The sequence below is a fragment of the Sideroxydans lithotrophicus ES-1 genome, assembly GCF_000025705.1.
In the GTDB taxonomy this organism is placed as follows: domain Bacteria; phylum Pseudomonadota; class Gammaproteobacteria; order Burkholderiales; family Gallionellaceae; genus Sideroxyarcus; species Sideroxyarcus lithotrophicus.
Genome location: NC_013959.1, coordinates 988,773 through 1,013,547 on the forward strand (window position 1 = coordinate 988,773; position 24,775 = coordinate 1,013,547).

The 24,775-nt window shown below is 58.6% G+C and carries 26 protein-coding genes; 10 read left to right on the forward strand and 16 right to left on the reverse strand.

Features of this window, described 5'->3' with window-relative positions:
* Window positions 1-299: 299 nt before the first annotated feature.
* From SLIT_RS05055 to rpsT, 14 genes are all read right to left on the reverse strand, one after another.
* A complete protein-coding gene (locus tag SLIT_RS05055) occupies window positions 300-1,643 on the reverse strand; it encodes an ATP-binding protein (RefSeq protein ID WP_013029148.1) in 1,344 nt (447 codons plus the stop codon).
* Window positions 1,636-2,304, reverse strand: coding sequence for a response regulator transcription factor (locus SLIT_RS05060; protein WP_013029149.1), 669 nt, complete (start codon window positions 2,302-2,304; stop codon window positions 1,636-1,638). Before SLIT_RS05060 ends, SLIT_RS05055 begins: the two co-directional genes overlap by 8 nt.
* A 105-nt stretch (window positions 2,305-2,409) precedes the next feature.
* The gene (locus SLIT_RS05065) at window positions 2,410-2,910 is read right to left on the reverse strand and encodes a diheme cytochrome c (RefSeq protein ID WP_013029150.1); all 501 of its coding nucleotides are present in this window, start codon (window positions 2,908-2,910) and stop codon (window positions 2,410-2,412) included.
* Window positions 2,911-2,920: 10 nt separating this feature from the next.
* Window positions 2,921-3,343, reverse strand: coding sequence for a DUF1924 domain-containing protein (locus SLIT_RS05070; RefSeq protein ID WP_013029151.1), 423 nt, complete (start codon window positions 3,341-3,343; stop codon window positions 2,921-2,923).
* 93 nt (window positions 3,344-3,436) lie between these two features.
* Entirely contained in the window at window positions 3,437-4,198 is a 762-nt protein-coding gene (locus tag SLIT_RS05075) for a class I SAM-dependent methyltransferase (RefSeq protein ID WP_013029152.1), read from the reverse strand.
* A complete protein-coding gene (locus tag SLIT_RS05080; RefSeq protein WP_013029153.1) occupies window positions 4,195-4,740 on the reverse strand; it encodes a DJ-1 family glyoxalase III in 546 nt (181 codons plus the stop codon). Before SLIT_RS05080 ends, SLIT_RS05075 begins: the two co-directional genes overlap by 4 nt.
* A 1-nt stretch (window position 4,741) precedes the next feature.
* On the reverse strand, window positions 4,742-5,494 hold the full coding sequence (locus SLIT_RS15100) for a phosphatase PAP2 family protein (RefSeq protein ID WP_013029154.1): 753 nt from the start codon (window positions 5,492-5,494) through the stop codon (window positions 4,742-4,744).
* Between the two features lie 29 nt (window positions 5,495-5,523).
* Complete coding sequence (locus SLIT_RS05090) at window positions 5,524-6,012, reverse strand: YajQ family cyclic di-GMP-binding protein (RefSeq protein ID WP_013029155.1); 489 nt, start codon at window positions 6,010-6,012, stop codon at window positions 5,524-5,526.
* Between the two features lie 72 nt (window positions 6,013-6,084).
* A complete protein-coding gene (gene ppnP / locus SLIT_RS05095) occupies window positions 6,085-6,408 on the reverse strand; it encodes a pyrimidine/purine nucleoside phosphorylase (RefSeq protein ID WP_013029156.1) in 324 nt (107 codons plus the stop codon).
* A 27-nt stretch (window positions 6,409-6,435) separates the two neighbouring features.
* Entirely contained in the window at window positions 6,436-6,927 is a 492-nt protein-coding gene (locus SLIT_RS05100) for a macro domain-containing protein (protein WP_013029157.1), read from the reverse strand.
* Window positions 6,928-6,949: 22 nt separating this feature from the next.
* Window positions 6,950-8,176: an argininosuccinate synthase gene (locus tag SLIT_RS05105; protein ID WP_013029158.1), complete on the reverse strand. Its 1,227-nt coding sequence runs from the start codon at window positions 8,174-8,176 to the stop codon at window positions 6,950-6,952.
* Window positions 8,177-8,340: 164 nt separating this feature from the next.
* The gene (gene argF / locus SLIT_RS05110; protein ID WP_013029159.1) at window positions 8,341-9,270 is read right to left on the reverse strand and encodes an ornithine carbamoyltransferase; all 930 of its coding nucleotides are present in this window, start codon (window positions 9,268-9,270) and stop codon (window positions 8,341-8,343) included.
* A gap of 2 nt (window positions 9,271-9,272) precedes the next feature.
* Complete coding sequence (locus SLIT_RS05115) at window positions 9,273-10,448, reverse strand: aspartate aminotransferase family protein (RefSeq protein ID WP_013029160.1); 1,176 nt, start codon at window positions 10,446-10,448, stop codon at window positions 9,273-9,275.
* A 102-nt stretch (window positions 10,449-10,550) separates the two neighbouring features.
* Window positions 10,551-10,814: a 30S ribosomal protein S20 gene (rpsT, locus tag SLIT_RS05120; RefSeq protein ID WP_013029161.1), complete on the reverse strand. Its 264-nt coding sequence runs from the start codon at window positions 10,812-10,814 to the stop codon at window positions 10,551-10,553.
* 273 nt (window positions 10,815-11,087) lie between these two features.
* On the opposite strand from rpsT, the gene SLIT_RS05125 reads away from it, so the two are divergent.
* From SLIT_RS05125 to SLIT_RS05140, 4 genes are all read left to right on the forward strand, one after another.
* A complete protein-coding gene (locus SLIT_RS05125) occupies window positions 11,088-11,438 on the forward strand; it encodes a DUF3579 domain-containing protein (RefSeq protein ID WP_013029162.1) in 351 nt (116 codons plus the stop codon).
* Window positions 11,439-11,513: 75 nt separating this feature from the next.
* Window positions 11,514-11,885, forward strand: a complete 372-nt coding sequence (locus SLIT_RS05130) for a DUF3579 domain-containing protein (protein ID WP_013029163.1) — start codon at window positions 11,514-11,516, stop codon at window positions 11,883-11,885.
* A gap of 39 nt (window positions 11,886-11,924) precedes the next feature.
* Window positions 11,925-13,469, forward strand: coding sequence for a murein biosynthesis integral membrane protein MurJ (murJ, locus tag SLIT_RS05135; protein WP_013029164.1), 1,545 nt, complete (start codon window positions 11,925-11,927; stop codon window positions 13,467-13,469).
* A 136-nt stretch (window positions 13,470-13,605) separates the two neighbouring features.
* The gene (locus SLIT_RS05140) at window positions 13,606-14,886 is read left to right on the forward strand and encodes a diguanylate cyclase domain-containing protein (RefSeq protein WP_190272147.1); all 1,281 of its coding nucleotides are present in this window, start codon (window positions 13,606-13,608) and stop codon (window positions 14,884-14,886) included.
* Between the two features lie 167 nt (window positions 14,887-15,053).
* Here SLIT_RS05140 and cysB read toward each other — a convergent pair whose 3' ends face one another.
* The gene (gene cysB, locus SLIT_RS05145; RefSeq protein ID WP_013029166.1) at window positions 15,054-15,980 is read right to left on the reverse strand and encodes an HTH-type transcriptional regulator CysB; all 927 of its coding nucleotides are present in this window, start codon (window positions 15,978-15,980) and stop codon (window positions 15,054-15,056) included.
* A gap of 108 nt (window positions 15,981-16,088) precedes the next feature.
* Between cysB and SLIT_RS05150 the strand changes: the two genes are divergently transcribed.
* The 6 genes from SLIT_RS05150 to SLIT_RS05175 all read left to right on the forward strand — a co-directional run bounded on the left by SLIT_RS05150 (window position 16,089) and on the right by SLIT_RS05175 (window position 23,171).
* Window positions 16,089-16,871 carry a sulfite exporter TauE/SafE family protein gene (locus tag SLIT_RS05150; protein ID WP_013029167.1) on the forward strand — a complete coding sequence of 261 codons (783 nt, stop codon included), beginning with the start codon at window positions 16,089-16,091 and terminating at the stop codon, window positions 16,869-16,871.
* A 12-nt stretch (window positions 16,872-16,883) separates the two neighbouring features.
* Window positions 16,884-18,914 carry a nitrite/sulfite reductase gene (locus SLIT_RS05155; protein ID WP_013029168.1) on the forward strand — a complete coding sequence of 677 codons (2,031 nt, stop codon included), beginning with the start codon at window positions 16,884-16,886 and terminating at the stop codon, window positions 18,912-18,914.
* Window positions 18,911-19,708, forward strand: coding sequence for a phosphoadenylyl-sulfate reductase (locus SLIT_RS05160; protein ID WP_013029169.1), 798 nt, complete (start codon window positions 18,911-18,913; stop codon window positions 19,706-19,708). The genes SLIT_RS05155 and SLIT_RS05160 overlap by 4 nt, the downstream gene beginning before the upstream one ends.
* A gap of 16 nt (window positions 19,709-19,724) precedes the next feature.
* Entirely contained in the window at window positions 19,725-20,651 is a 927-nt protein-coding gene (gene cysD / locus SLIT_RS05165; protein WP_013029170.1) for a sulfate adenylyltransferase subunit CysD, read from the forward strand.
* A gap of 101 nt (window positions 20,652-20,752) precedes the next feature.
* Entirely contained in the window at window positions 20,753-22,036 is a 1,284-nt protein-coding gene (gene cysN, locus SLIT_RS05170) for a sulfate adenylyltransferase subunit CysN (protein WP_223293827.1), read from the forward strand.
* 199 nt (window positions 22,037-22,235) lie between these two features.
* Complete coding sequence (locus SLIT_RS05175) at window positions 22,236-23,171, forward strand: CobD/CbiB family protein (protein WP_013029172.1); 936 nt, start codon at window positions 22,236-22,238, stop codon at window positions 23,169-23,171.
* A gap of 12 nt (window positions 23,172-23,183) precedes the next feature.
* Here SLIT_RS05175 and malQ read toward each other — a convergent pair whose 3' ends face one another.
* Entirely contained in the window at window positions 23,184-24,701 is a 1,518-nt protein-coding gene (malQ, locus tag SLIT_RS05180; protein WP_223293828.1) for a 4-alpha-glucanotransferase, read from the reverse strand.
* Between the last annotated feature and the right edge of the window lie 74 nt (window positions 24,702-24,775).

Sequence of the window (24,775 nt, forward strand, 5' to 3'; positions counted from 1 at the left end):
GTTTGTTTCTCGCTTTGGGTTAAATTTTTATTGGGATGCAGTCTATGCCGCTTGGATGTGCAACTGGATTGGGGAGGCATCCTATCTAAAAAAATCCGGGTTGGGAAGAGTTTCGGATGGCGTTTTATAACTCATTGATGAAACTGGTTTTAGTTTTCTGAAATCGGCGTCATCACGAATGACAGCGCAATTCACGGGAAGCGGGCCGAACGAAATTGATCAATATTTAAAGCTCCTGCCTGTACCAGCCCACCACAAAATTGGCCGCCACGCGTACTTTCGGCAAGTCGTTGCATGCGTCATGGCTTGAAAACCACCATTGCGTTCAGCCCGTTCCCGTCGTGTTTGGGCGAGAGCTGCAATGTCGCAGAATGGATTTCGGCGATGCGTTTGACGATCGACAGTCCCAATCCGCTCCCGCTTGCACTTGTGCCCAACGGTCGATAAAACCTTTCCGCCACCTTGTCCAGTTCCGCTTCCGGTATGCCGGGGCCATTGTCGCTAACCGACAGGCTGACCCGCCCGTGTTCTTCTGCGATGCCGATTTCAACCGATGTCCCGGGCCGGGTATGGCGCACCGCGTTGTCTATCAGGTTGCGGAGCAATATTCGCAACAATACGGGATTGCCTCTCACCACCGTTTCTTCGCCGCCCATTGTCAGTTCGAGGCGGACGTTTTGGCTTAATGCCATGGGGGCGATGGAGGAAATCACCTCCGAGGCGATCTCCTTGAGCCGGCACGGCTCGGTCACTTCATCACCCAGTGTGTCGATGCGCGCGAGAGTCAGCAGCTGTTCGATCAGGTGTGCTGCGCGGTCGCAACCGAGTATCGCGTTATCCAGAGCATGGGCGCGTTCGGTTTCGGCAGAAGCGGTGCGGGCTACCTGAGCCTGGGCTTTGATGGCGGCGACCGGGGTGCGCAGTTCGTGTGCTGCATCAGCGGTGAAGCGGCGCTCCTTCTGCAGGGAGGTTTCGATGCGGGCAAACAATTTATTGAGACGTTCGATCAACGGGACAACCTCGCGCGGCGCCGTTCCCGCAGCAAACGCGGCCAGGTTGTCTGGCGCGCGTTGTACCAGCTCGTCGGTCAGCAGGACCAGCGGGCGCAAACCGCGCGCGACGGCGATCCAGAGCAGGAGAGCCAGGAAAGGGAGCGAGATCAACAGCGGTTTCAGCAGGTTTCCAGCAATTTCCCGCGCCAGTTCATCTCGATCCTGGGTGCTTTCGGCGACATGGATCAGATTCTTGCCGGACTCATCCCATGTGCTGAAGACGCGCCAGTGGCGCCCGTCAATGATCTTATCGCTGAAACCCTGGACCCGATCGGCCAACGGTTGTTCCGGGGCGTTGGCTGAGTGCAGGCGCAGCACGCGTCCTCTTTCCCATATCTGAAAGGCGACCCGGCGGGAATATTTGTGCGGGAAGGCGATGTGTTCGGTTTCGATCTCGCCAAGTTCATGTGAGGACTGGACGATCAGCAGCGAGGCCGATTGCGCCAGATGCTCATCGAACATCTCGTCAAATTCATCACGGGCGTCGTAATAGGTGAATGCCGCCGCCGCACACCAGACGATGACGACAGTTGTGATGGACAGGGCCAGTAGTCTGCGCTTTAACGAACCGTGGCCGCGGGTTTCAGACATTTTTGTCATTGGGTATCAGATAGCCTACGCCACGGATGGTCTCGATCAATTCAGGGAACAGTTTGCGGCGCAGATGGTGGATATACACTTCGACCGCGTTGCTTTCGACTTCTTCGCCCCAGGCATAGAGCTGCTCTTCGATCTGGGTGCGAGACAACACTCGCCCGGCGTTAAGCATCAGGGCATGCAGCACGGCGAATTCCTTGGCGGGAAGCTCGATCGCGCTGTTGCGGTACAGCACACGGTGCGCTGCCGGTTCCATCTCCACGCCGGCAACCTGCAATGCAGGCGCAGGCTTGCCGCTGGCGCGGCGGATCAGTGCGCGCAAGCGTGCTGCCAGTTCTCCCATGTCGAACGGTTTGACCAGATAGTCGTCTGCGCCGGCATCCAGCCCCTTGATGCGGTCCTCCACCGTATCCATCGCGGTCAGGATCAGTACCGGTATCGGCGTGTTGCGGCTGCGCAGACGCTGCAGCACTTCCAGGCCGGACATGCGGGGCAGCCCCAGGTCCAGGACTGCAGCGGCATATGCTTCGGTGCTGAGCGCTTGGTCGGCCGACACGCCATCCTTCATCCAGTCCACGGCATAGCCGGACTGTTTCAGTCCGGCCTGGATCGCATCGCCCAGCAGGGCATCGTCTTCTATCACCAATATACGCATTTGTCCGCTCGTTGATGGGCTGTCAATTGCCGGTTGGCCGGAACATGATGCCACGCATGGCGCTCCGGCGCACCTGTGCGCGACAGGTGGCTCAGCAAGTTTTCATCACTTCGGGATCCGGATATTGTGCTCGCTGTAGTTGCCGCTCTCCGCCTGAGTGTGGCAGGCCGAACAGTTGGCAGCACTTCTAACTTTCGGGTTCTTCCATACGCGTGCCGGTACCTCGTCATGCTCACGCACGAACCAGCGGGTCTCGGTGATGCGCAGGACGGGTTTACCGGTGGTCGCGTAGCGGCTGCTGCCCGCATTCCTTTCCAGGAATGCCCCGATTTCGCGGGCAGTTGCCGCATCCAGACTGGCATCGCTGCCGAAGTGCTTGTCCAGTCCCGTCATCACTGCCCGCCAGGATTCGGCCGGGAGCAATCGGGGCGGGTAGGCGACGTGACAGGCACCGCACTCGTTCTGCCACTGGACATTCCTGACGACGGGTGCCTGTTCATCGTCATCGTCGTCGTCATCTTCGGCATGGGCGACGGACATCATGATGCCCATCAGAAGTGTGGCTACGGCGAATATCCGGAACAGATTTCGATAATCAGATGACACGGCAATCTCCTTAAATTTTTACAGTGAGCAAATAAGCGAGTGCATCGCCTTTTTCCTGGGGCGTACAGGCGCGAACCAATACATCATGACAATTGCGCTTGAACCATTTTTCCACTTTTGCAGGATCGGTGAAACGTTCTGCATTTGCTGCTGGCGCCAGCGCCTGGATGATCTTGCCGGTCTTGGTATGCTTGCCGGAGGCGGCCGGGTTTTCAGTGTGACAGGAAGCGCAGCTCAATTCGTTGCCGTGAGTCTGCTTGAAGAATCGCTCGCCACGTTCTGCCGAGAATCCTCGAAACGAGGGGCTCGAAGTCTGCGCTTCGGCTTTGATGGTGGCGAGCACCTGGTCTGGCGTCTGCGCCGCAGCAGAGATCGACATCAATCCTGTGACGGCCACAAACACCATCAGGAATACATGAATTATGCGGATCATTCTTGATCTCCTTGGTTGCATTGCGATGGGCGCAGGATAAGGAGGCAAGCTTAAGAGTGGCTTAAACGGCGAATTCAGGGATGAGACCGAAATTCACATGCGCCACAGATACAGCGTCGAGTGATGCAGGTCATCAACGGTGAGGGTTTCCTGTGGCGGATGATCGGGTACGGCGAAGGTATTGCTGATGAACAGGCTTCCGGGACGCATCTCCAGTCTGGCTTTGTGCCACAGAGCCTCCATGGGAGCAGGAGAAAGATAAGCGAAGACAATGTCATATTGTCCCAGGTCGCTGTTCCATAAGCTGCCCCAATGCACGACGCAATTGCGCAAGCCGCTGGACTTGAGGCGCAACCAGCTCCACAGGAAGGGTAACGGTGCGGCTTCGATGCCAAGGTATCGGCCCTGCGGGTGAGTTTTGGCGAGATGAGTCAGCACACCGCCAATGCCGGAGCCGAGATCGATGAAGGTAAAAGGCTGTCCGGCAGGCAGCTTCGTTTCCAATGCCTGCCATACCTTGCCGCTGGACAGGTAGAGTGGCACTTGCGTCCGGAATGTACTCCAGTAGACCGCCAGCATGACGAGGAATGCGGCGAGAAAGAACCCGGACGGGATATCGAGAGACAGCATCAGGACCAGGGCAGGGGCGAAGACAAACTGGATGAACAGCCACCATGGCGCCATGCCTGCGATCCGGCTGAATATCGCAGCAAGCATGCCGCAGAGCAGTGCCGAAGCGAGCGGTGTCGGATGCAAACCGGACAAGGATATGGACAAGAAGACGAACAGAGTGGCCGTCAGTTGCAGCAGCAGTGCAACAATGGACGGGGGCAGCCTGACGAACCGCGAGTTCACACCCGCACCAGGCCGTACTCCACTTCATCCCGTTTGGCTTTGCCTGCCAGACGTTCGACCAGTGTCAGCGCAAAATCCATTGCCGTGCCGGGGCCGCGAGAGGTGATCGTTTTTCCGTCCTCGACCACGGCTTGCGGCTCGCGCAACACTTGCGGGAAGGCATCCAGCGCACCGGGGAAGCTGGTCGCACGCTTGCCGTCGAGCAAGCCTGCCGTGGCCAGCACGGATGGTGCAGCACAGATGGCGCAGACATAACGGTCTTCCGCAGCCATGCGCTGTATCAGCTTGATGATGCGGGCATCGGCTTTCAGGTTGTTGGTGCCGGGCTGTCCGCCGGGCAGCACCACCATGTCGAAGTCGCGCTTGAGCGCTTCTTCCAGGCCGGTGTCAGTGATGAGCATGGTGCCGCGGCTGCCGCGTATCGGATGGCCATCCAGACTGGCGCTCACGGCCTCGATGCCGGCACGGCGGAGTATATTGAGCACGGTCACGGCTTCCAGCTCTTCGCTGCCGTTAGCCAAAGGAACGAGTACGGATTTCATCTCAGAATCTCCCTGCTATACGTACACCGATTAGACCCCGGGAAAAGTCGGGAAGCAAGGCCAATTTGCCGTTGCGCAGGCTGGCGTTGTAGGAAACCACGCTTTTGCCGACCAGCGTGCCGATCATCGCGCCGGCGACAACGTCGGACGCAAAGTGCGCCTGGTGATAGGTGCGGGCGAGACCGACCAATCCGGCGATGCTGTACGAGGCGCAGGTGACCCAGGTCTCGTCGTAATGGTTGGCGATCACCGAGGCGAGCGCGAATGCTTCGGTCGTATGTCCGGAAGGAAACGATGAATTGGCGTCGCTGAACGGCTTGAAGTTATAGATGTCTTCGTCTGCACGCGGGCGGCTGCGCCCGGCGAGCAGCTTGATGGTCGGCGTGACGATGCCGCTGGCGATCAGGCTGGCGGCGATGCCGTCCTGGGCGACCTGCACGGCGGTATTGTTGCCGGTGAATGCGCCAACGACATAGAAGCCACCGACTACGCCGGCGGCATATTGCGAGCCGAAACGTTCCACCTGGGTGATGAAGCTGTTGTTGCCGCTATGGCGGCGCATCTCGTCGCGCAGGGGACGGTCAACGACCAGCGCAGTGCCGACTACCGCAAGTGAAGCCCAACCGGCTGTGTGCCATTCGGTTTCTTCCCAGCGTGCAGGAGAAGTGGCGACGTGTTTTACATCGTCGAGCAATATCTCAGGGTAGGAAAGTTCGGTCGCACCGGCCCTGTGCATCAAGCACAAGGCCAGCATTGCAACCGCAAGTGGCCGAGCGATATGCTTCAATCGCGGAAGTTCTGGTACTGCAGCGGAAAGTCGGTGATCGTCTTTTTTACGAAGGCGATGGCCGCCTGCAGGTCGTCGCGGCTCTTGCCGGTGACGCGTACGGTATCGCCCTGGATGCTGGCTTGCACCTTCATCTTGCTGTCCTTGAGGTGCTTCACGATCTTCTTTGCCAACTCGGTCTCTACGCCCACTTTGACAGTGCAGGAGCGCTTCACCTTGTTGCCGCTGACCTTCTCGATCTTGTCGCTGATCTCCAGGCATTTGATATCCACGCCGCGCTTGGTCAGCCTGCCATTGAGGATATCCTGCACCTGATTCATCTGGAACTCGTTGTCGGCATGAACGGTGAGCACCAACTCGGCCTGCTCGACGCGGGCATCCGATCCCTTGAAATCGAAACGCGTGCTGACTTCCTTGTTGGTCTGCTCGACCGCGTTCTTGACTTCGGTCTTGTCTACTTCTGAAACGATATCGAAAGATGGCATTGAGTATCTCCTCGAACTATTAACCACAACATACCGCAAGGCGGTGTGTTGCGGCGAAGACTTACCTTCAGGTTAGTCGGAGCCAAAGCTGCAGATGTAGTTCACTTCATCCTTGGCATGGATCTCGAAGCTGCCGTTCTCGGCCACTTTGAAGCTGCTGCCGGCAGCATAGGTTTTGAAATCGGGTTCTCCGGCGATCCTGACCTGGCATTCGCCAGCGGTGATCTCCATCAGCTCCGGTGCACCGACGTTGAAGGTGAGCGCGGCTCCCGGCATGATCACGCCAACTGTCTTGCGCGAACCATCGGGGAAGAATACCGAGTGGGACACACATTTTCCATCAAAGAACACATTGGCTTTCTTGCCGACGCTGATGTTGTCGATTTTGTCTGACATACTGTTATTTCCTTTGGGACGATTGGATTATTTTGCTGGTTCGCTGGCTTTTACGCCTTTTTGATAATTGGCATAAATATAGACAGGGATGTTCAGGTCGCCAAGATGTTTCTCGATCAGCGGTCTTACGTCATCCCAGTCCAGTCCTCCCACACCGCATGCCAGACGGGGCAGGGCAAGGCTGCCGACCTTCTCTTTCTGTACGAAGCTGCGCAGCGCATGCAGACTGTGGTTGATGTGTTGCAGTGTGGCATGGCCGGGCTTGCTGCCATGATCGTAAGCGCCGTCCTGCGTGAACAGGTTGACGAGATGGCGGCCGTCAGCGCTCATCCATGTCCACAACTCGCCGGACTTGGGATGCCGGGTCTGGCAATAATGGCGGAAGTCCTTGTACATGGCAGGCATGCGTTCGCGCAGTTGCAGTGCCAGACCCTGATGGAAGTCATCGTTCGGCGCGACACCTTGCACGATGGCCTTCGCGCCGCTTAACAGGATGTCACCGCTCAGGTCGTGCAGCATGATGTCTCCCGTAGCCTTTGCCTTATTTGCGATTCTTCAGGTTCGCCGCGATGCGCATGCGCAAGGCGTTCAGCTTGATGAAGCCGCCCGCATCCTTCTGGTCGTAGGCGCCCTTGTCGTCCTCGAAGGTGGCGATGGTCGGGTCGAACAGCGAATCGGTCTTGGAGTCGCGGCCGACGACGATGACGTTGCCCTTGTACAGCTTGACCCGTACCCAGCCGTTCACGCAGCTTTGCGTGTGGTCGATCAGCACCTGCAACGCCTTGCGCTCAGGACTCCACCAGTAGCCGTTGTAGATCATGCTGGCGTAACGCGGCATCAGGTCGTCCTTCAAATGCGCCACCTCGCGATCCAGCGTGATGGATTCGATGGCGCGGTGCGCCTTCAGCATGATGGTGCCACCGGGGGTCTCGTAGCAGCCGCGCGACTTCATGCCGACATAGCGGTTCTCCACCAGGTCGAGGCGACCGATGCCGTGCTTGCCGCCAAGCTCGTTCAGCTTGGTCAGCACCTGTGCCGGCGACATCTTGTTGCCGTTCAGCGACACGATGTCGCCGTTGACGAACTCGAGATCCAGATATTCTGCCTGGTCTGGAGCTTTCTCCGGAGAGACCGTCCAGCGCCACATGTTCTCTTCTGCTTCGGCAGCAGGGTCTTCCAGGTGGCGGCCTTCGTAGCTGATGTGCAGCAGGTTGGCATCCATGGAGTAGGGCGAGCCGCCTTGCTTGTGCTTCATCTCGATGGGGATGCCATGCTTCTCGGCGTAAGCCAGCAGTTTCTCGCGCGACAGCAGATCCCATTCGCGCCACGGCGCGATGATCTTGATGCCGGGCTTCAGCGCATAGGCGCCCAGCTCGAAACGCACCTGGTCGTTGCCCTTGCCGGTCGCACCGTGCGAGATGGCTTGCGCACCCGTCTTGTTGACGATGTCGATCAAACGCTTGGCGATCAGCGGGCGGGCGATGGAGGTGCCAAGCAGGTATTCGCCTTCGTAGATGGTGTTGGCACGGAACATCGGGAACACGAAATCGCGCACGAACTCCTCGCGCAGGTCGTCGATGAAGATGTTCTCCGGCTTGATGCCGAACTTCAGCGCCTTCTGGCGCGCTGGTTCGAGTTCTTCGCCTTGCCCCAGGTCGGCGGTGAAAGTCACCACTTCGCACTGGTAGGTGTCTTGCAGCCACTTCAGGATGACCGAAGTATCGAGTCCGCCGGAGTAGGCGAGGACGGCTTTTTTGATTTCGCTCATTGCTTTTTACTTCCGATTTAGTTGTTGATCTTGCCCGGCAGTAGATATTCCATCAGGGCTTTCTGTACGTGCAAACGATTTTGGCTTCGGCCACCGCTACGCGGTTTAACTTGCTACGCAAGTTAGCCTACGCCGAAACAGGCTGCACATTCTTTCCGCTTCGATTAGTTGCCCACTTTACCCAAGAGTAGATATTCCATGAGAGCTTTCTGCACATGCAGCCTGTTTTCAGCCTCGTCCCACACCACGGACTGGGAGCCGTCGATGACCTCCGCCGCGACCTCTTCGCCGCGATGGGCGGGCAGGCAGTGCATGAACAGTGCGTCCCTGGCGGCTACGCGCATCATGTCGCCATCCACCTGCCAGTCGGCGAAGTCCTTCATTCGTTCTTCGTTCTCCGCCTCGAAACCCATCGAGGTCCATACGTCGGTAGTCACCAGGTCCGCGTTCCGTGCCGCTTCCATCGGGTCGGTGAACTCCTCGTAATGATCTTCGCCGAACAATCCGGCGCGCTCCGGCTCTACCTCGTAGCCGGGCGGGGTGGAAACGTGGACGTTGAAGTCCAGGATCTCCGCTGCCTGCAGCCAGGTGTTGCACATGTTGTTGGAATCGCCGATCCAGGCCACGGTCTTGCCTTTGATCGAGCCTCGATGCTCGACATAAGTGTAGATATCTGCCAGCACCTGACAGGGATGATATTCGTTGGTGAGGCCGTTGATGACTGGGACGCGCGAGTTGCGCGCGAAGCGCTCGATGATGTCCTGTTCGAAAGTGCGGATCATCACGATGTCGCTCATGCGCGAAATGACCTGCCCGGCGTCTTCCACCGGCTCGCCGCGACCGAGCTGTGAATCGCGCGTGTTCAGGTAGATGGCCGAACCGCCGAGCTGGTGCATGCCGGCCTCGAACGACAGGCGAGTGCGTGTGCTGGCTTTTTCGAAGATCATTACCAGCGTGCGGTCTTCCAGCGGCCAGTATTTCTCATAGCGCTTGAAACGTTCCTTGATGATGCGGGTGCGCTCGAACAGGTATTCAAGCTCGTTGCGATCCAGATCCTTGAATTGCAGAAAATGCTTGATGGGTTTGCTGCTCATGTTCACTCCTGCGCCAGAAATTCCGTGATCAGCGGACACAGGATATCCAGCAACTGCAGCGCATCGCTTTCCGAAAAAACGAGCGACGGCAGCAAACGGACCACATTGTCAGCGGTGACATTGATGAGCAGGCCTTGTTCGCGTGCTTTGCCGACCAGGTCGCCGCACGGTTTATCGAGTTCGATGCCCAGCATCAAGCCTTGTCCGCGCACGGTCACGACGCCTTTCGTGCCGCCCAGTCTTGCCAGAAACTGCTGCTTGAGCCATGCGCCCAGTTTGGCGGCATGATCGAGCAACTTGTCCTGTTCCATGATGTTCAGCGTTGTCAGCGCGGCGGTCGAGGCCAGCGGGTTGCCGCCGAAAGTCGAGCCGTGGTTGCCCGGCTTGAACGTACCCGTCGCCTTGCCTGCAGCCAGGCAGGCGCCCACAGGCACGCCTGAGCCCAGCCCTTTGGCCAAGGTCATCACATCCGGCATGATGTCCGTATGCTGGAACGCGAACCATTTGCCGGTCCTGCCCAAGCCGCATTGCACCTCGTCCAGCATCAGCAGCCATTCCTGTTCGTCGCAGATATTGCGCAAGCCATGCAGATAGCTGATGTCTGGTGTGCGGATGCCGCCTTCGCCCTGGATAGGTTCGACCAGTACGGCGACGACATTCGGTGTGTGCCGGGCAACTTGGCGGATGGCCTCCAGATCGTCGTAAGGGACGCGCACGAAACCTTTGACCAGCGGTTCGAATCCGGCTTGTACCTTGCGGTTGCCTGTGGCGGAGAGGGTGGCCAGCGTGCGGCCATGGAAGGCTTTTTCCATGACGATGATCGAAGGATCGGCCACGCCCTTGTTATGTCCGTATAACCGTGCCAGCTTGATCGCTGCTTCGTTCGCTTCGCAGCCAGAGTTGCACAGGAACACCTCCTGCATGCCGGAAAGTTGGCACAGCTTGTCGGCGATCAGCTCCTGTTCCTGTACCTGGTAGAGATTGGAGGTGTGGATCAGCTTGCCGATCTGCTTGGTGAGCGCGGCGGTGAAGCGCGGATGCGCGTGCCCCAAGGTATTGACCGCGATGCCGGAAAGAGCGTCGAGATATCGTTTGCCGTTGATGTCCCATAGCCAGACACCTTCGCCGTGGGTAAAGGTGACATTCTGTCTTGCATAGGTATTCATCAAATGTGACATGGCAAGCTTCCCGGTCTTGTTGTTTCTCTGATGCTGGAACTATAAACAAAAAAGGCCGACAGTTCGTCGGCCTTTTGTCGCAGACTCATCGTCTGCAATAAATCAGGCCATCGCCTTGATCGCAGCGGACAATCGGCTCTTATGGCGAGCTGCCTTGTTCTTGTGCACGATCTTCTTGTCGGCGATGGAATCTACCACGCTGGTGGATTCCTGGAACACGGCCTGTGCGGCTGCCTTGTCGCCGGCTTCGATCGCCTTGGCGACCTTCTTGATCGCGGTACGCAGTTCGGAACGCAGGCTGGCGTTGTGCTGGCCTTGCTTGACTGCCTGTTTTGCACGTTTTCTAGCTTGTGCGCTATTTGCCATGAGTACTACTCCTTGAGAATTCGGCTTTTCAGAAAGGGGCGCATTCTAGAGGCTCATTCAAGGTTTGGCAAACTCTTTTTTCTGGGGAGGCCAGTGCCGTGTTCATATGATTTGAAAAGTGGCTTTGGATATCGATTCCATCCCCGCTTGATGATAAACGGTCTGGTTCCTGGCGCGGTGGGCATGGTTTCGCCGTTGGCGAAAGGGCGGTGGTATGATGGCTTCACAAGTTGCCATCAAGCATTTCCAATTAAGAACAGGGTGGAATGAGCAATGCTGCCAGGTGTCGCCGAATTCGTGGTTCAAGGGATCACCGTGGACGGTGAGGTGTTGCAACCGCCGGAATGGGCAGAGCAGTTGTGCAGTAGTCTGGGTAAGGCTGACCCTGATGGTCGGGTTTATGCCTCCCATGCGCGACCCATGGTGGTCAACGGCGTGCAGTCGGTTGTGGTGCGGCTATCCCTGAAACTGGTCGACGAGAATGCCTTCGAGACGATCAAGCAATTCGTCACCGAGCATCGCCTGCAAGTGCGCGCCGGTCGCGGCAGCCGCGATGCCGAGGGGGCGGAATCCCATCTGGTGGTGGAGCAGGAGCGGCGTTCGCCGAAGAACAACGACTGGTAGCCCGTTGATTGGGTTGTTATCTTGGGTGGCGGCTCGATGTTACAATGACTTCAATTCGATTTCCGGGAATCAAAATTGTTAGACAGAAAAGATCGTTCGCCTGACCTCGCCGAGTTTGTCATTCAGGGTATCAACAAAGACGGAACGCCGTTCCGCCCTTCCAACTGGGGAGAGCGGTTGAGCGACATGCTGTCCACGACGGGTCATGATGGCCGGATCGTTTATTCATCCTATCTGCGCCCGATGGTGATACAAGGCATACCTTCCGTTGTTGTGCGCTTCTCTCTGGAAACGGCCGATCCGCATGCCTTCGAACTGGTCAGGCAATTCGTGGCGAGCAATCACCTGACCGTCCGCGCAGGGCGCAGCCGGGTGGATGCCGGTGCGACGGGGCTGTTTCCGACGATCAGCATGGAGCGCCGTTCTCCCAAGAACAATGGCTGGTGATGTCGGCCTTGGTCGGGTTCATTAGATCGCCAAGACTCGATGAATCTGCTTAAAGCCCTAGCTGCCGTCAGCAGCCTGACCCTGGTATCCCGCATCCTGGCCTTCGTGCGCGATGTATTGATCGCCCGCATCTTCGGCGCAGGCATGGCGACCGATGCCTTCTTCGTTGCTTTCAAGCTGCCCAATCTGTTGCGCAGAATGTTCGCTGAAGGCGCGTTCTCGCAAGCCTTTGTGCCGATCTTCGGCGAATACAAGAATCGCAAGAGCCCGGAGGAGACCAAGCTGCTGGTGGATCATGTGGCCACCCTGCTGGCGATCATCCTGTTCATCGTCACTCTCGTCGGCATCGTCGCCGCGCCGATCCTGGTCTATATCAACGCTCCGGGTTTTGCCAAAGAGCCGGGCAAGTTCGAGCTTACCGTGCAGTTGCTGCGGATCACGTCGCCTTATATCTTCTTCATTTCGCTGGTCGCCGTAGCGGCCGCCATCCTCAATACCTACAACAAGTTCTGGGTGCCGGCGTTCGCGCCCATCCTGCTCAATTTGTGTTTCATCGGGGGGGCGTTGTGGCTGGCACCGTATTTCGACCCGCCCATCCTGGCGCTGGCGTGGGCGGTGTTCATCGCAGGATTTGTGCAACTTGCATTCCAGATACCGTTCCTGAAACAAATCGGCATGCTGCCGCGCATCCGCTTCAGCCTGAAGGATGCAGGCATGCGCCGCGTCATCCGGCAGATGGGGCCGGCCATGTTCGGCGTGTCCATCGCGCAGATCAGTCTCATCATCAACACCATCTTCGCCTCGTTCCTGGTGGCAGGCAGCGTGTCCTGGCTGTATTACGCCGACCGCCTGATGGAATTCCCGTCCGGCCTGCTGGGGGCGGCGCTCGGCACCATCCTGCTGCCTTCGCTTTCCAGGCATCATGCCGACAACAGCACAGCGGAATATTCCAGGTTGCTGGATTGGGGATTGCGCCTCGTCTTCATGCTCACGCTGCCGGCTGCGCTGGCGCTGGGCATGATCGCAGTGCCTTTGCTGGCGACGTTCTTCCAGCATGGCGCATTCGTCGCCAACGATGTGCTGATGACGCGCAACGCACTGGTCGGCTACAGCGTCGGGTTGATCGGTCTCATCGCTGTAAAAGTGCTTGCTCCAGGTTTCTATGCGCGGCAGGACATAAGAACCCCGGTCAAGATCGGTATCGCCACGCTGGTCGCCACGCAGTTGATGAATCTGCTGTTCGTGTTCGGCCTGCAATTGCACCACGCGGGGCTGGCACTAGCCATTGGTCTCGGTGCCTGTTTCAATTCTTCAGTGCTGTTCTATTTTCTGCGCAAACGCGGCATCTACCAGCCCGAGCCGGGATGGGGTGGATTCTTCCTCAAGCTTTGCGTCGCCCTGCTGGCGCTGGCCTTGACGCTCTGGCTCGGCATGGGGGGCGAACAGCACTGGCTGACCACGCATGGATGGACGCGTATCATCCACCTTTCCTGGCTGGTGCTGCTGGGCGTGGTGGTGTACTTTGCAGTGCTTTTCGCGCTGGGTTTCCGTCTCAGGGATTTCTCGAAGCGCGGGGCAAGCTGATCAGGTTTGCCTTTGATCCAGGGCGGATTACAGCGTGACCTGAACCGTTGTTGTCGCATACCGAATAAGAATAAGCACGCCAAACGTGCAAATGCTCTGCCAGTATCTGTTGCGTCAAGGCCATGGGGGAATGAGCGTGGTTACACAAAGAACCGAAGGGTATCCTGTCCTGATCATCGGAGCCGGGCGAGGTGGATCTGCACTGCTGGAGATGTTCCTGGAAGACAGTCTGGTGAGGGTCGTCGGTATTGCGGATTCGAATCCCGATGCGCACGGGATCCAGCTGGCAAAAGACCGCGGCATTCCCACCTATGGCGATGCAGTCAAGGCCCTGCAGGCCTGCAAGGACTATCCCGACTGCATCGTGTACAACTTGTCGCATGACGATGCGATCGCTGAAGAGGCTTACAAGGTCTTCGGCGACAGGCGCGTGGCCAGCGGTCCCGAGGTCAAGCTGTTCTGGCAGATGGTCACCAACCTGAAACAGATCAAGGTCGACCTGGAGAAGAGCCAGGATCAGCTGCAATCCGTCATCAGCAACGTGATGGACGGCATCATCACGATCAACGAGTCGGGGCTGATCCAGGGGTTCAACCCCGCCGCCGAGGATATCTTCGGCTATTCGCAGCAGGAAGCATTGGGCAAGAACGTCAATATGCTGATGCCGGAGCCTCACCATAGCCTGCATGACACCTATATCGACCGGTATTTGCATACCGGTCAGGCCAGCATACTCGGCATACGCGGCCGGGAGACGAGTGCCATCAAAAAGAACGGCGAAGAATTCCCGATGGAAATATCTATTTCCGAGATGGTATTGGGCGGACATCGCTATTTCATCGGCATCGTGCGTGATATCACGGAGCGCAAAAAAGCCGAGCAGAAGATCGCGCATTTGGCCCACTATGATTATCTGACCGACCTGCCCAACCGCGCACTGATGCTGGATGTGCTGGATCATTCCGTTGCGTTGGCCAAACGCAACAAGCACAAGGTGGCTGTCCTGTTCATCGATCTCGATGGGTTCAAGAACATCAACGACACTCTCGGTCACGACGCAGGCGATCTGCTGTTGAAAGGGGTGTCAGGACGGCTCCGGCAGACTATCCGCGGTTCGGACACCGTGGCGAGGGTAGGGGGGGACGAGTTCATCGTCGTTCTGGACAATGTCGGATCGGACAGGAACGCTGCCCTTGTGGCCGACAAGATAATCATGTCGCTGACCGAAGCATTCGACCTGAAAGGAACAAGCAGTTTTATTGGGGCCAGTATCGGCATCTCGTTGTATCCGGATGACGAGAAGGATTCCATCAAGCTGATCAAACTGGCTGATGAGGCGATGTACCTGGCCAAGCAAAGCGGGAAGAACACGTATCGGTTTTCCCGGGAAGTGGCTGCGGTCCGGCAAGGTGATTGAGTCTGCCGATCGAAAAGGTTCCGATCACATTCCTTTATCGCTCTGCAGTTCCTGGTGGGCAGCTACCGGACGGATGTGCGGGTAGTGCAGATTTGCACGGAGCAAACTCGCTTGACCACGGTGTACCGTCGGTGCCGTGTTCATATGGTCTGATTCGCGGTGTCTTCCTATGTCGTCAGATGCAGCGCTTTCGATACCACATCGCGCGTGAGATGCGGCGCGAACAGTTCGATGAAATGATAGCCGAATCCTCGCAGATACTGGTTCTTGCGGATGGCGATGCGGGTGGTGCTGGGCTGGATCAGGTGCCCTGCGTCGATCATGCGCAGATGGCGGTCGCGGTCCGGGATGAAGGCCATCTGTGCCACGATGCCGACGCCAAGTCCAAGTTCCACATAGGTCTTGATCACGTCGGCATCGATCGCGGTGAGTGCGATGTTGGGCTCGATCCCCGCATCGTGGAACGCCTGGTTGATCTTGTTGCGTCCGGTGAAGGCGAAGTCGTAAGTGATGATGGGATATTCCGCCAGCTTCTTCAGCGTCAGGCGTTTTTCCTGCAACAGCGGGTGCCTGGGCGGCACCACCACGCAGTGATGCCACTCGTAGCAGGGCAGGGTGACCAGTTCGTCGTATAACGCCAGGCTTTCGGTGGCGATGCCGATGTCCACTTCGCCGCCCAGCACCATCTCGGCGATCTGCGTCGGGTTGCCCTGGTGCAGGCCGAGCTTCACGCCCGGGTAGCTTTGCGTGAACTGCTTTACCACGGGCGGCAACGCGTAACGCGCCTGGGTGTGGGTGGTGGCGATGGTGAGCGAGCCGCTGTCCTGGGTGCGGAATTCCTGTCCCACCTGTTTCAGATTCTCCGTCTCGTGCAGCATGCGCTGCGCGATCTCCAGCACCGCCTTGCCCGGCTCTGTGATGGCGACGATGCGCTTGCCGTTGCGCACGAAGATGTCGATGCCCAGTTCCTCTTCCAGCAACTTGATCTGTTTGCTCACGCCGGGCTGTGAGGTGTACAGCGCATTGGCGGCATCGGAGATATTCAGGTTGCAGCGCACGATCTCGTTCAAATAGCGCAGTTGTTGCAGGTTCATGATGCGGCCTTTATATGTCTTATGGTTATAAGATATTAACATAAAAGTATTTAGCAATATAAAGGCGCCAGCCTAGAATGCGCCTCATTCGAGCGTGGCGGGGCAATCATGGATGGTCTATATACAGTTTCGGGCTTTCTGGTCGGTTTGATCGTCGGGGTGACCGGCGTCGGCGGCGGGTCGTTGATGACCCCGCTGCTGGTGCTGTTCTTTGGCATTTCACCAACTACGGCAGTCGGTACCGATCTGCTGTATGCCTCGCTGACCAAGGCATTGGGCGGCTGGGTGCATGGCCGCAACGGCACGGTGGACTGGAAAGTGGTAGGACTGCTGAGCCTGGGCAGCCTGCCCGCAGCACTGATCACCATCGTCTTGCTGAAATACCTCGCGCTGGATGCAAAGACCCTGAAAGGGCTGGTGACCGGCGTGCTGAGCGTCGCCTTGGTGTTGACCGCCACCGCATTGCTGCTCAAAGAACGGATCAGGAAGCTCGCGCAGCGCGAGGATGGCACGGTGTACGAGTTGCATCACCGTCATCTGACCGGGGCGACCGTCGCTACCGGCTTCATCGTCGGTGCGCTGGTGACCATCTCCTCCATCGGTGCCGGTGTGCTGGGCACGGTGGCCTTGCTGTTCCTGTATCCGCGCATGTCTGCATCCAGGGTGGTGGGCACCGATATCGCCCATGCCGTACCGCTCACTGCTGTGGCGGGCATAGGGCATGTGGCGCTGGGTACGGTGGACTTCGTGCTGCTGGGCAGCTTGTTGCTGGGATCCTTGCCCGGCATCTACATCGGCAGCCATCTCTCCGCGAAAGTCCCGGAAAAGATTTTACGTCCTGTTCTGGCGTCGATGCTGTTGCTCATCGGCACCCGTCTGGTTTTGTATTGAAAGGAAATCGAAATGAGCCTGAACACCCGTAACTTGTCCGACCTGGAAGAGATCGAACGCTTCGAGCAGGCGATCGCCACCTTCAATGCCGGCGGCATCGACCCCGACCGCTTCACTGCCATCCGCCTGCAACAGGGCGTGTATGGTCAGCGCCAGCAAGGTGTGAACATGTTGCGCATCAAGATCCCCGGCGGCCGCCTGACCGCAGTTCAACTGGACGCGATCGCCGATGTGGCGGGAGAGTTTTCACAACACCAGATCGCCCACCTGACCACGCGGCAGAGCATCCAGATCCACTACATCCCGCTGGTACAGATGCCAGACGCGATGCGCCGCCTGGCCAAGGTTGGCCTGACCACCCGTGAAGCTTGCGGCAACACCATCCGCAACATGACGGCCTGCCCACTGGCGGGCGTTTGCCCGAAAGAGCATGTCGACGTGTCCAGACATGTGGACGGGGCGACCGTGCATTTCCTGCGCAATCCGCTCAACCAGCAGTTGCCGCGCAAGTTCAAAATCTCGTTCTCAGGTTGCGAGGCTGATTGCGCCCAGTCGCTGCTGCACGATTGCGGCGTGATCGCGGTGACCAAGGACGGCCAGCATGGCTTCAGGATCAGGGCCGGCGGCGGGCTGGGACACAAGCCGCGCGAGTCCATCGTGGTCGAGGAGTTCATTCCCGAACGCGAATTGCTGTACGCGATGGAAGCGCTGGTGACTTTGCACAACAAATACTCCGACCGCACCAAGCGGGCGAAATCGCGCATCAAGTTCCTGGTCGAACGTTTCGGTGCGGAAGGTTTCATCGAAAAGTACCGCGAAGAGTTCGAACGTACCCGGCAAGCCCTGGCCGACCAGCCCTGGCCGCAAGGTGAGTGGCGTACGCCGAGCGGAACCGAAGCTCCGGGACAAGGTGCACCGCGCAAGATCTTTGCGCAACGCCAGAGTGGATTGTTCGTGTTCCCCATCGCCTTGCCTATCGGCGACGTTCGGGCGGAGCAGCTGCGCGGGATAGCCCAGGTGCTGCAGGAACAAGGACTGGACGAGATCCATGCGACGCAGGACCAGAATTTTGCGGTGTTGAACGTTCCGCAGGCGAAAGTCGCAGCATTGCGCAGCGGCATCGCGGGGCTCGGGCTGACGGAGCCGAAGATCGGCGACAACGTGGTGGCCTGCCCTGGTACTTCGACCTGCCGCCTGGGTATCACATCCAGCACGGTGCTGGGACCGTTGCTGTCAGGCGGCAAGGCCGACCTGCACATCCGCGTCTCCGGTTGCCACAACGGTTGCGCGCAACCGGAGACCGGCGATATCGGCATCTACGGCGAGGGCAAGCGCCTGCACGGCAAGTTGGTGCCGCATTACCAGATGTATTTTGCCGGCAAGGGTACATCGGGCGGTGCACTGGCCTTGAAAGGCCCGTCGTTGCCGGTGGCGCGCGTCAAGCAGGCCATCGAGCGAGTGCAGGTGGCGCATCTGGCCAGCGGCGAAAGCAGCTTCTTCGTCTGGGCGCGCAAGCAGGAAGCGGATTATTTCAGGACGCTGCTGGCCGACCTGGCCGAAGTGAAAGCGGAAGAGCTGGAAAGCGTGATGCGCGATTACGGCGACAAGGCCGACTTCCGTGTGCTGCAACTGGGTGGCGGCGAGTGTGCAGGCGCATCGCAGGTGTTGATCGGCGCGAATTTCTTCGAGGCGGCGCACGAGCGCGAATACCGCAACGCCCTGGTGTTCCAGCGCAAATACAGCGAAGCGGCGCAATGCAACGAGTCCATCCTGCGCCTGCTCGGTTCCGGCGTGGCGCAGTTGCTGGGCGGTGCGCGCCAGGACGACCTGGCGAAACTGGCCGAGCAACTCAACCTGCTGGCACCGGAAGAGATCGCTGCGGAATTCGCCCACGCTGCGCTTGAGCTGGCCGGCAGCGAGGAGATCGACAACGATGCACTCGCCGCCGCCAGTGCAAAAGTGGATGCGTGGACGGTCAAGGTGGCGGCATTTGCCGCCGAGAAGGACGGACAACTGGACTTGAAGGAGGCTTTGCCAAAATGAGCGAAGAACTGACAGGGAAGATCGAAGCGACCATCGCTGTGTTGCACCAGGCTGCGAACGAGTTCGCCCCGGTGGTGTTCGCCAGCAGTCTGGGGGCGGAGGACATGGTGCTGACCGACCTCATCGCAAAGCACCGGCCCGACATCCAGATGTTCAGCCTGGATACCGGACGCTTGCCGAAAGAGACCTACGACCTGATGCAGGAAGTAAGGCTGCGTTACAGCGTGCCGCTCACGATCTACTTTCCGGACGGCAAGCTGGTCGAGGATTACGTGGCACAGCACGGCATCAACGGTTTCTACGACAGCGTGGAGAACCGCAAGGGCTGCTGCTTCGTGCGCAAGGTGGAACCGCTGCGCCGGGCGCTGGCCGGAAAAGGCGCCTGGATCACCGGCATGCGCCGCGACCAGGCGGTGACGCGCGGCACGCTGGCAGTCTCCGCATTCGATGTGGACAACGGCCTGCAGAAGTTCAACCCGCTGCTGGAGTGGTCGCACAATGACGTCTGGACATACATCCGCCAGCACGATGTGCCCTACAACAAGCTGCATGACCAGTTCTACCCCAGCCTGGGCTGTGCACCCTGCACGCGCTCGGTCACACCGGGCGAGGATATCCGCGCCGGGCGCTGGTGGTGGGAGGATCCGGCAAGCAAGGAATGCGGATTGCACGTGAGCCTGCGCGGCAAGGTAGCGCATGGGACCGGCGTCAGCAGCACTTCGCTGCAGGCGAGCCGTGAACGCATCATCGAGATCGCAGCGCAGGCCGAAGTCAAACAGGAGGTCTCTGCCTGACCGCAGAGCAAACAACATGAAACTGGTCGAAAACAACATGAGCAAACATGCCTTCACCCACCTGGACGCGCTGGAGAGCGAATCCATCCACATCATGCGCGAGGTCGCGGCGGAATGCAGGAACCCGGCACTGTTGTTCTCGGGCGGGAAGGATTCCATCGTCATGCTGCGTTTGGCAGAGAAGGCGTTCCGTCCGGCGAAGTTCCCGTTCCCGCTGGTGCACATCGACACCGAGCACAACTTCCCGGAAGTGATCGCCTGCCGCGACAAGCTGGCGAAAGACCTGGGCGAGCGGCTCATCGTGCGTTCGCTGGAGGATTCCATCAAGCGCGGCAGCATCGTCATCAAGGACGAGAGCAAGCCGCGCAATCCCTACCAGTCGGTGACGCTGCTGGAGACCATCGCCGAGTTCGGCTTCGATGCCTGCATGGGCGGTGCGCGACGCGACGAGGAGAAGGCGCGCGCCAAGGAACGCATCTTTTCCTTCCGCGACGAGTTCGGTCAATGGGATCCGAAGAACCAGCGCCCGGAGCTGTGGGATACCTACAACACCCGCGTGCATGCCGGCGAGAACATCCGCGTCTTCCCGATCAGCAACTGGACCGAGATGGACATCTGGGAATACATCGGCCGCGAAAAGCTGCATCTCCCCGACATCTATTTTGCGCATGAACGCGAAGTGATCCGCCGCGGCGGCTCCGTGATCCCGGTGTCGCACCTGGTACAGCCGAAGGCGGGCGAGAAGGTGGAGGTGTTGTCGGTGCGCTTCCGCACCGTGGGCGACATGACCTGTACCGCACCGGTGGAATCGACTGCATGTACGGTGGACGAGATCATCGAAGAGACCGCGGCCACGCGCATCACCGAGCGCGGGGCGACGCGCATGGACGACCAGACCTCGGATGCGTCGATGGAATTGCGCAAGAAGGAAGGGTATTTCTGACAGAGAGCTCCCTCATCCCAACCCTTCCCCAGAGGGAGAAGGACTAAGGACTTGACCTCCCTCTCCCCATGGGAGAGGGAATGAGGGTGAGGGAGCGCAGCATGATGCAAAACCAAATCAGGGCACAAACTATGAGCAACACGACACAACTGTTACGTTTCATCACCGCCGGCAGCGTGGACGACGGCAAGAGCACGCTGATCGGCCGGTTGCTGCACGATTCGAAATCCATCTTCGAGGACCAGTTCTCGGCCATCGCCAGGACCAGCGAAAAGCGCGGCATGAGCGCGGTCGACCTGTCGTTGCTCACCGACGGCCTGCAGGCCGAACGCGAGCAGGGCATCACCATCGACGTGGCCTACCGCTACTTTGCCACGCCGAAGCGCAAGTTCATCATCGGAGATACGCCGGGGCACGAGCAGTACACGCGCAACATGGTGACTGCGGCTTCCACCGCCAATCTTGCCATCATTCTTATCGATGCGCGCAAGGGTGTGCTGACGCAGACCAGGCGTCATTCCTACCTCGCCAGCCTGCTCGGCGTGCCGCACATCGTGCTGGCGGTAAACAAGATGGACATGGTGGATTACTCCAAGCAACGCTTCGAGGAGATTATCGGCGAGTACCGGAAGTTCGCCGCGCAGCTCGATCTGCACGACGTGCACTGCATCCCGCTGTCCGCCCTGAACGGCGACAACGTGGTCGACCGCAGCGAAGCCATGGACTGGTACATCGGCCCGACCCTGCTGGAGCTGCTGGAAACGGTGGAGATCGACCACGACGTGAACACCCGCGACTTTCGCTTTCCGGTGCAGTGGGTGTGCCGCCCGCAGTCCGAGGAGCACCATGATTTCAGGGGCTTCATGGGGCGCATCGAAGCTGGCGAGGTATCGGTCGGCGACGAGATCACCATCCTGCCATCGGGCCGCACTACCACGGTCAAGGAGATCGTCACTTATGACGGCAAGCTGCACACTGCCTTTGCGCCGCAATCGGTGACCCTCACGCTGGAGGACGAAATCGACATTTCGCGCGGCGACATGTTTGTCAGAACCAGCGCGCATTCTCCAACAGTGGCAAAGGAATTCGAAGCGACGCTGTGCTGGCTGTCGGAAGCGCCGCTGGACAAGAGCCGCAAATATCTCGTCAAGCACACTACGCGTACGGCGAAGTGCCTGTTCTCGCGCCTGGATTTCCGCGTCGACGTGAATACGCTGGAGCAGCATGCGGTTGAAAAGCTGAATATGAACGATATCGCACATGTGACGCTCAAGATCCAGCAACCGCTGGTGTTCGACAGTTATGGGGTAGACAGGGCAACGGGCAGCTTCATCGTCATCGACGAGGCGACCAACAATACGGTGGCGGCGGGCATGATCGCGTAGGAATCCTCGCTAACCTGCTGCGCGACTCGATGACGGCGTTGCACCAAAGGTACGCAATCCGCTATCCGGCAAGCCAGGTGCGGAGTTGTCTGCGCGGTGCCCTCGAGTCGCTCGCTACGGTTTTCGAGGCTTCCATTGGAGTCCGAGGCTTGGCCTGTGGTATCTTTCTCCCATCCGAGTTTGATGTCCCGTTGAAGCCATGAGCCTGCTTTCCCTGATCGCCGCGTTGTTGCTGGAACAACTGCACCCGCTGTCGTCCCGTAAGTACCTGTATACCTGGCTTGCGGGCTATGTCGAGTTCTTCCAGCGCAATTTCAACGCAGGTCAGCATAGTCATGGCCGTATCGCCTGGTTACTCGCCGTTATAGTGCCGGTGGTGCTGGTCACCTCGGTGCATTGCCTGCTGCTGAATGCCCATCCCATCTTTGCCTGGGCGTTCAGCGTGCTGGTGCTGTATCTCACCATGGGCTTTCGCCAGTTCAGTCATTACTACACCGATATCCACCAGGCCCTGCGCGAAAGGCAATTGGACAGGGCACGCGAGTTGCTCGGCGACTGGCTGGGGAAATCCTGCAACGACTTGAGCCACGAAGAAGTTGCACGCGTCACCATCGAGCAGGCACTGCTTTGCACCCATCGCAACGTTTTCGGCGTGGTGTTCTGGTTCGTCATATTCATGATGCTGGGACTGGGGCCGATTGGCGCCATCCTGTATCGACTGGCGCTGTTCCTCAACAATCGCTGGGGGAATCAGGACGAGGCCGATTTCGGCAGTTTCGGTGAGTTCGCGCGGCAGGCCTACCACCTGATGGAATGGCTGCCGCTACGGCTCACCGCTGGTACCTTTGCCATCGTCGGCAACTTCGAGGACACCGCCTACTGCTGGCGTACCCAGGCTGACAGCTGGCCAGACCCGGAAGCGGGCATCATCCTTTCCAGCGGTGCAGGGGCGCTTGGTGTGAAACTGGGCCAGACCATCCTGCAGGATCAGCAGCCAGTTTTCCGTCCGGAGCTCGGCATCGGCGACGAGGCCGACACGGACTTCATGCAAAGTGCCATCGGCCTGGTCTGGCGTGCCCTGGTGTTCTGGCTGTTCATGCTGTTGCTGCTGACGGTGGCCAATCTGCTGGGGTGACGGCACCGAAGGTCAGGAATCGCCGGCGATTCTTGGATTGCGCTTGTGAGTGGCCGTCAAGCTGGACAGCATTTCCGTATGCACGTCTTGTATCTGGTCCCATGAGAAACGCCATTCCCAGTTGCCCCATATCGTTCCCGGAAAATTCATCCGATGGCTGCTGTCCAGTCCGAGCACGTCCTGCAGCGGGAAGATCACGGTATTGGCGGCGGAATCAGCAAGTGCATCCATCATGTCCCGGTTGATCTCCCTGCCTTCGCTGTGCAGGTAAAATTTCGCGAAGCTCTTCTCGTGATCCTTGGCCGAGTTCCACCATCCCAGAGTGGTGTCATTGTCGTGCGTCCCGGTGTAGGCGACGGAATTGGCTGTGTAGTGGTGGGGCAGGAAATAATTGCTGTCGTTGTCGCCAAATGCAAACTGCAGGATACGCATGCCGGGAAGGTTGAACTTGTCCCGCAACTCGATGACTTCGGGCGTGATCAGCCCCAGGTCTTCGGCAATGATGGGCAGGTTCCCGAAAGCTTGCTGAAAAGCCTCAAACAGTTTTTCTCCGGGGCCCAGCACCCATTCCCCGTTGATGGCGTTGGCAGCACCGGCCGGAGTCGCCCAGTAATTCACGAAGCCGCGGAAATGGTCGATGCGGACCAGGTCGAACAGGCGGAAGGCATGTGACAAGCGCTCGATCCACCAGGTGTAGCCGGTTTGTTCATGGATATCCCAGCGGTACAGCGGATTGCCCCACAATTGTCCTGTCTCGCTGAAGTAATCCGGCGGCACTCCTGCCACCACGATCGGACGCCCGCTCGCATCAAGCTCGAACAGATCCTGATGCTCCCATACGTCGGCACTCTGATAGGACACGAATATGGGGACGTCCCCGATGATGCGGATGCCACGATCATTCGCATAATTCTTCAGTAGCAGCCACTGCCGGTAGAAGCACCACTGGCAGAATTTGCAGAAGTCGACTTCGTCTGCGTAGCGCTGCTTGGCATCCGCAAGTGCACCCGGTTCGCGCCTGACGAGCAGCTCTGGCCAATGATCCCATTCCTTGAATTGCTCGTGGTGTTCTATTGCTTTGAACAGCGCAAAATCGTCCAGCCAGTGTTTCTCCGATTCGCAGAAAGCCTGGTATTCGGAGCGACGGGTGTCATCGGTTCTGGAAAAGAAACGTTGTGCCGCGAGTTGCAATCGTTGCAGTCGATAAGGTTTGACCAGATCGAAATTTGCCCGGTCCGATTTGAATCCCGGATCCGGGATCAATTCCTGAGGATCGAGCCAGCCCTGCTTTGCCAGCTCCTCCAGATCGATCAGCAGGGGATTCCCTGCGAATGCCGAACAGCTTGTATAGGGGGAATTGGAAGAGCCGACTTCTCCAAGAGGGAGCATCTGCCAGTAAGTCTGACCTGCGCTGACCAGCCAATCGACGAATCGATATGCATTTGCACCAATATCGCCTGAGCCGAACTGTCCAGGCAGCGATGTGGGATGAAGCAGGATTCCGCTTGCTCGTATAGCAATCATGTTCATCACTCGATCATTTTTATGAATCCATGTGTATCGTACAAGCTATTGCCCGAGGATAAACGTAAAGTTGTCAGTCG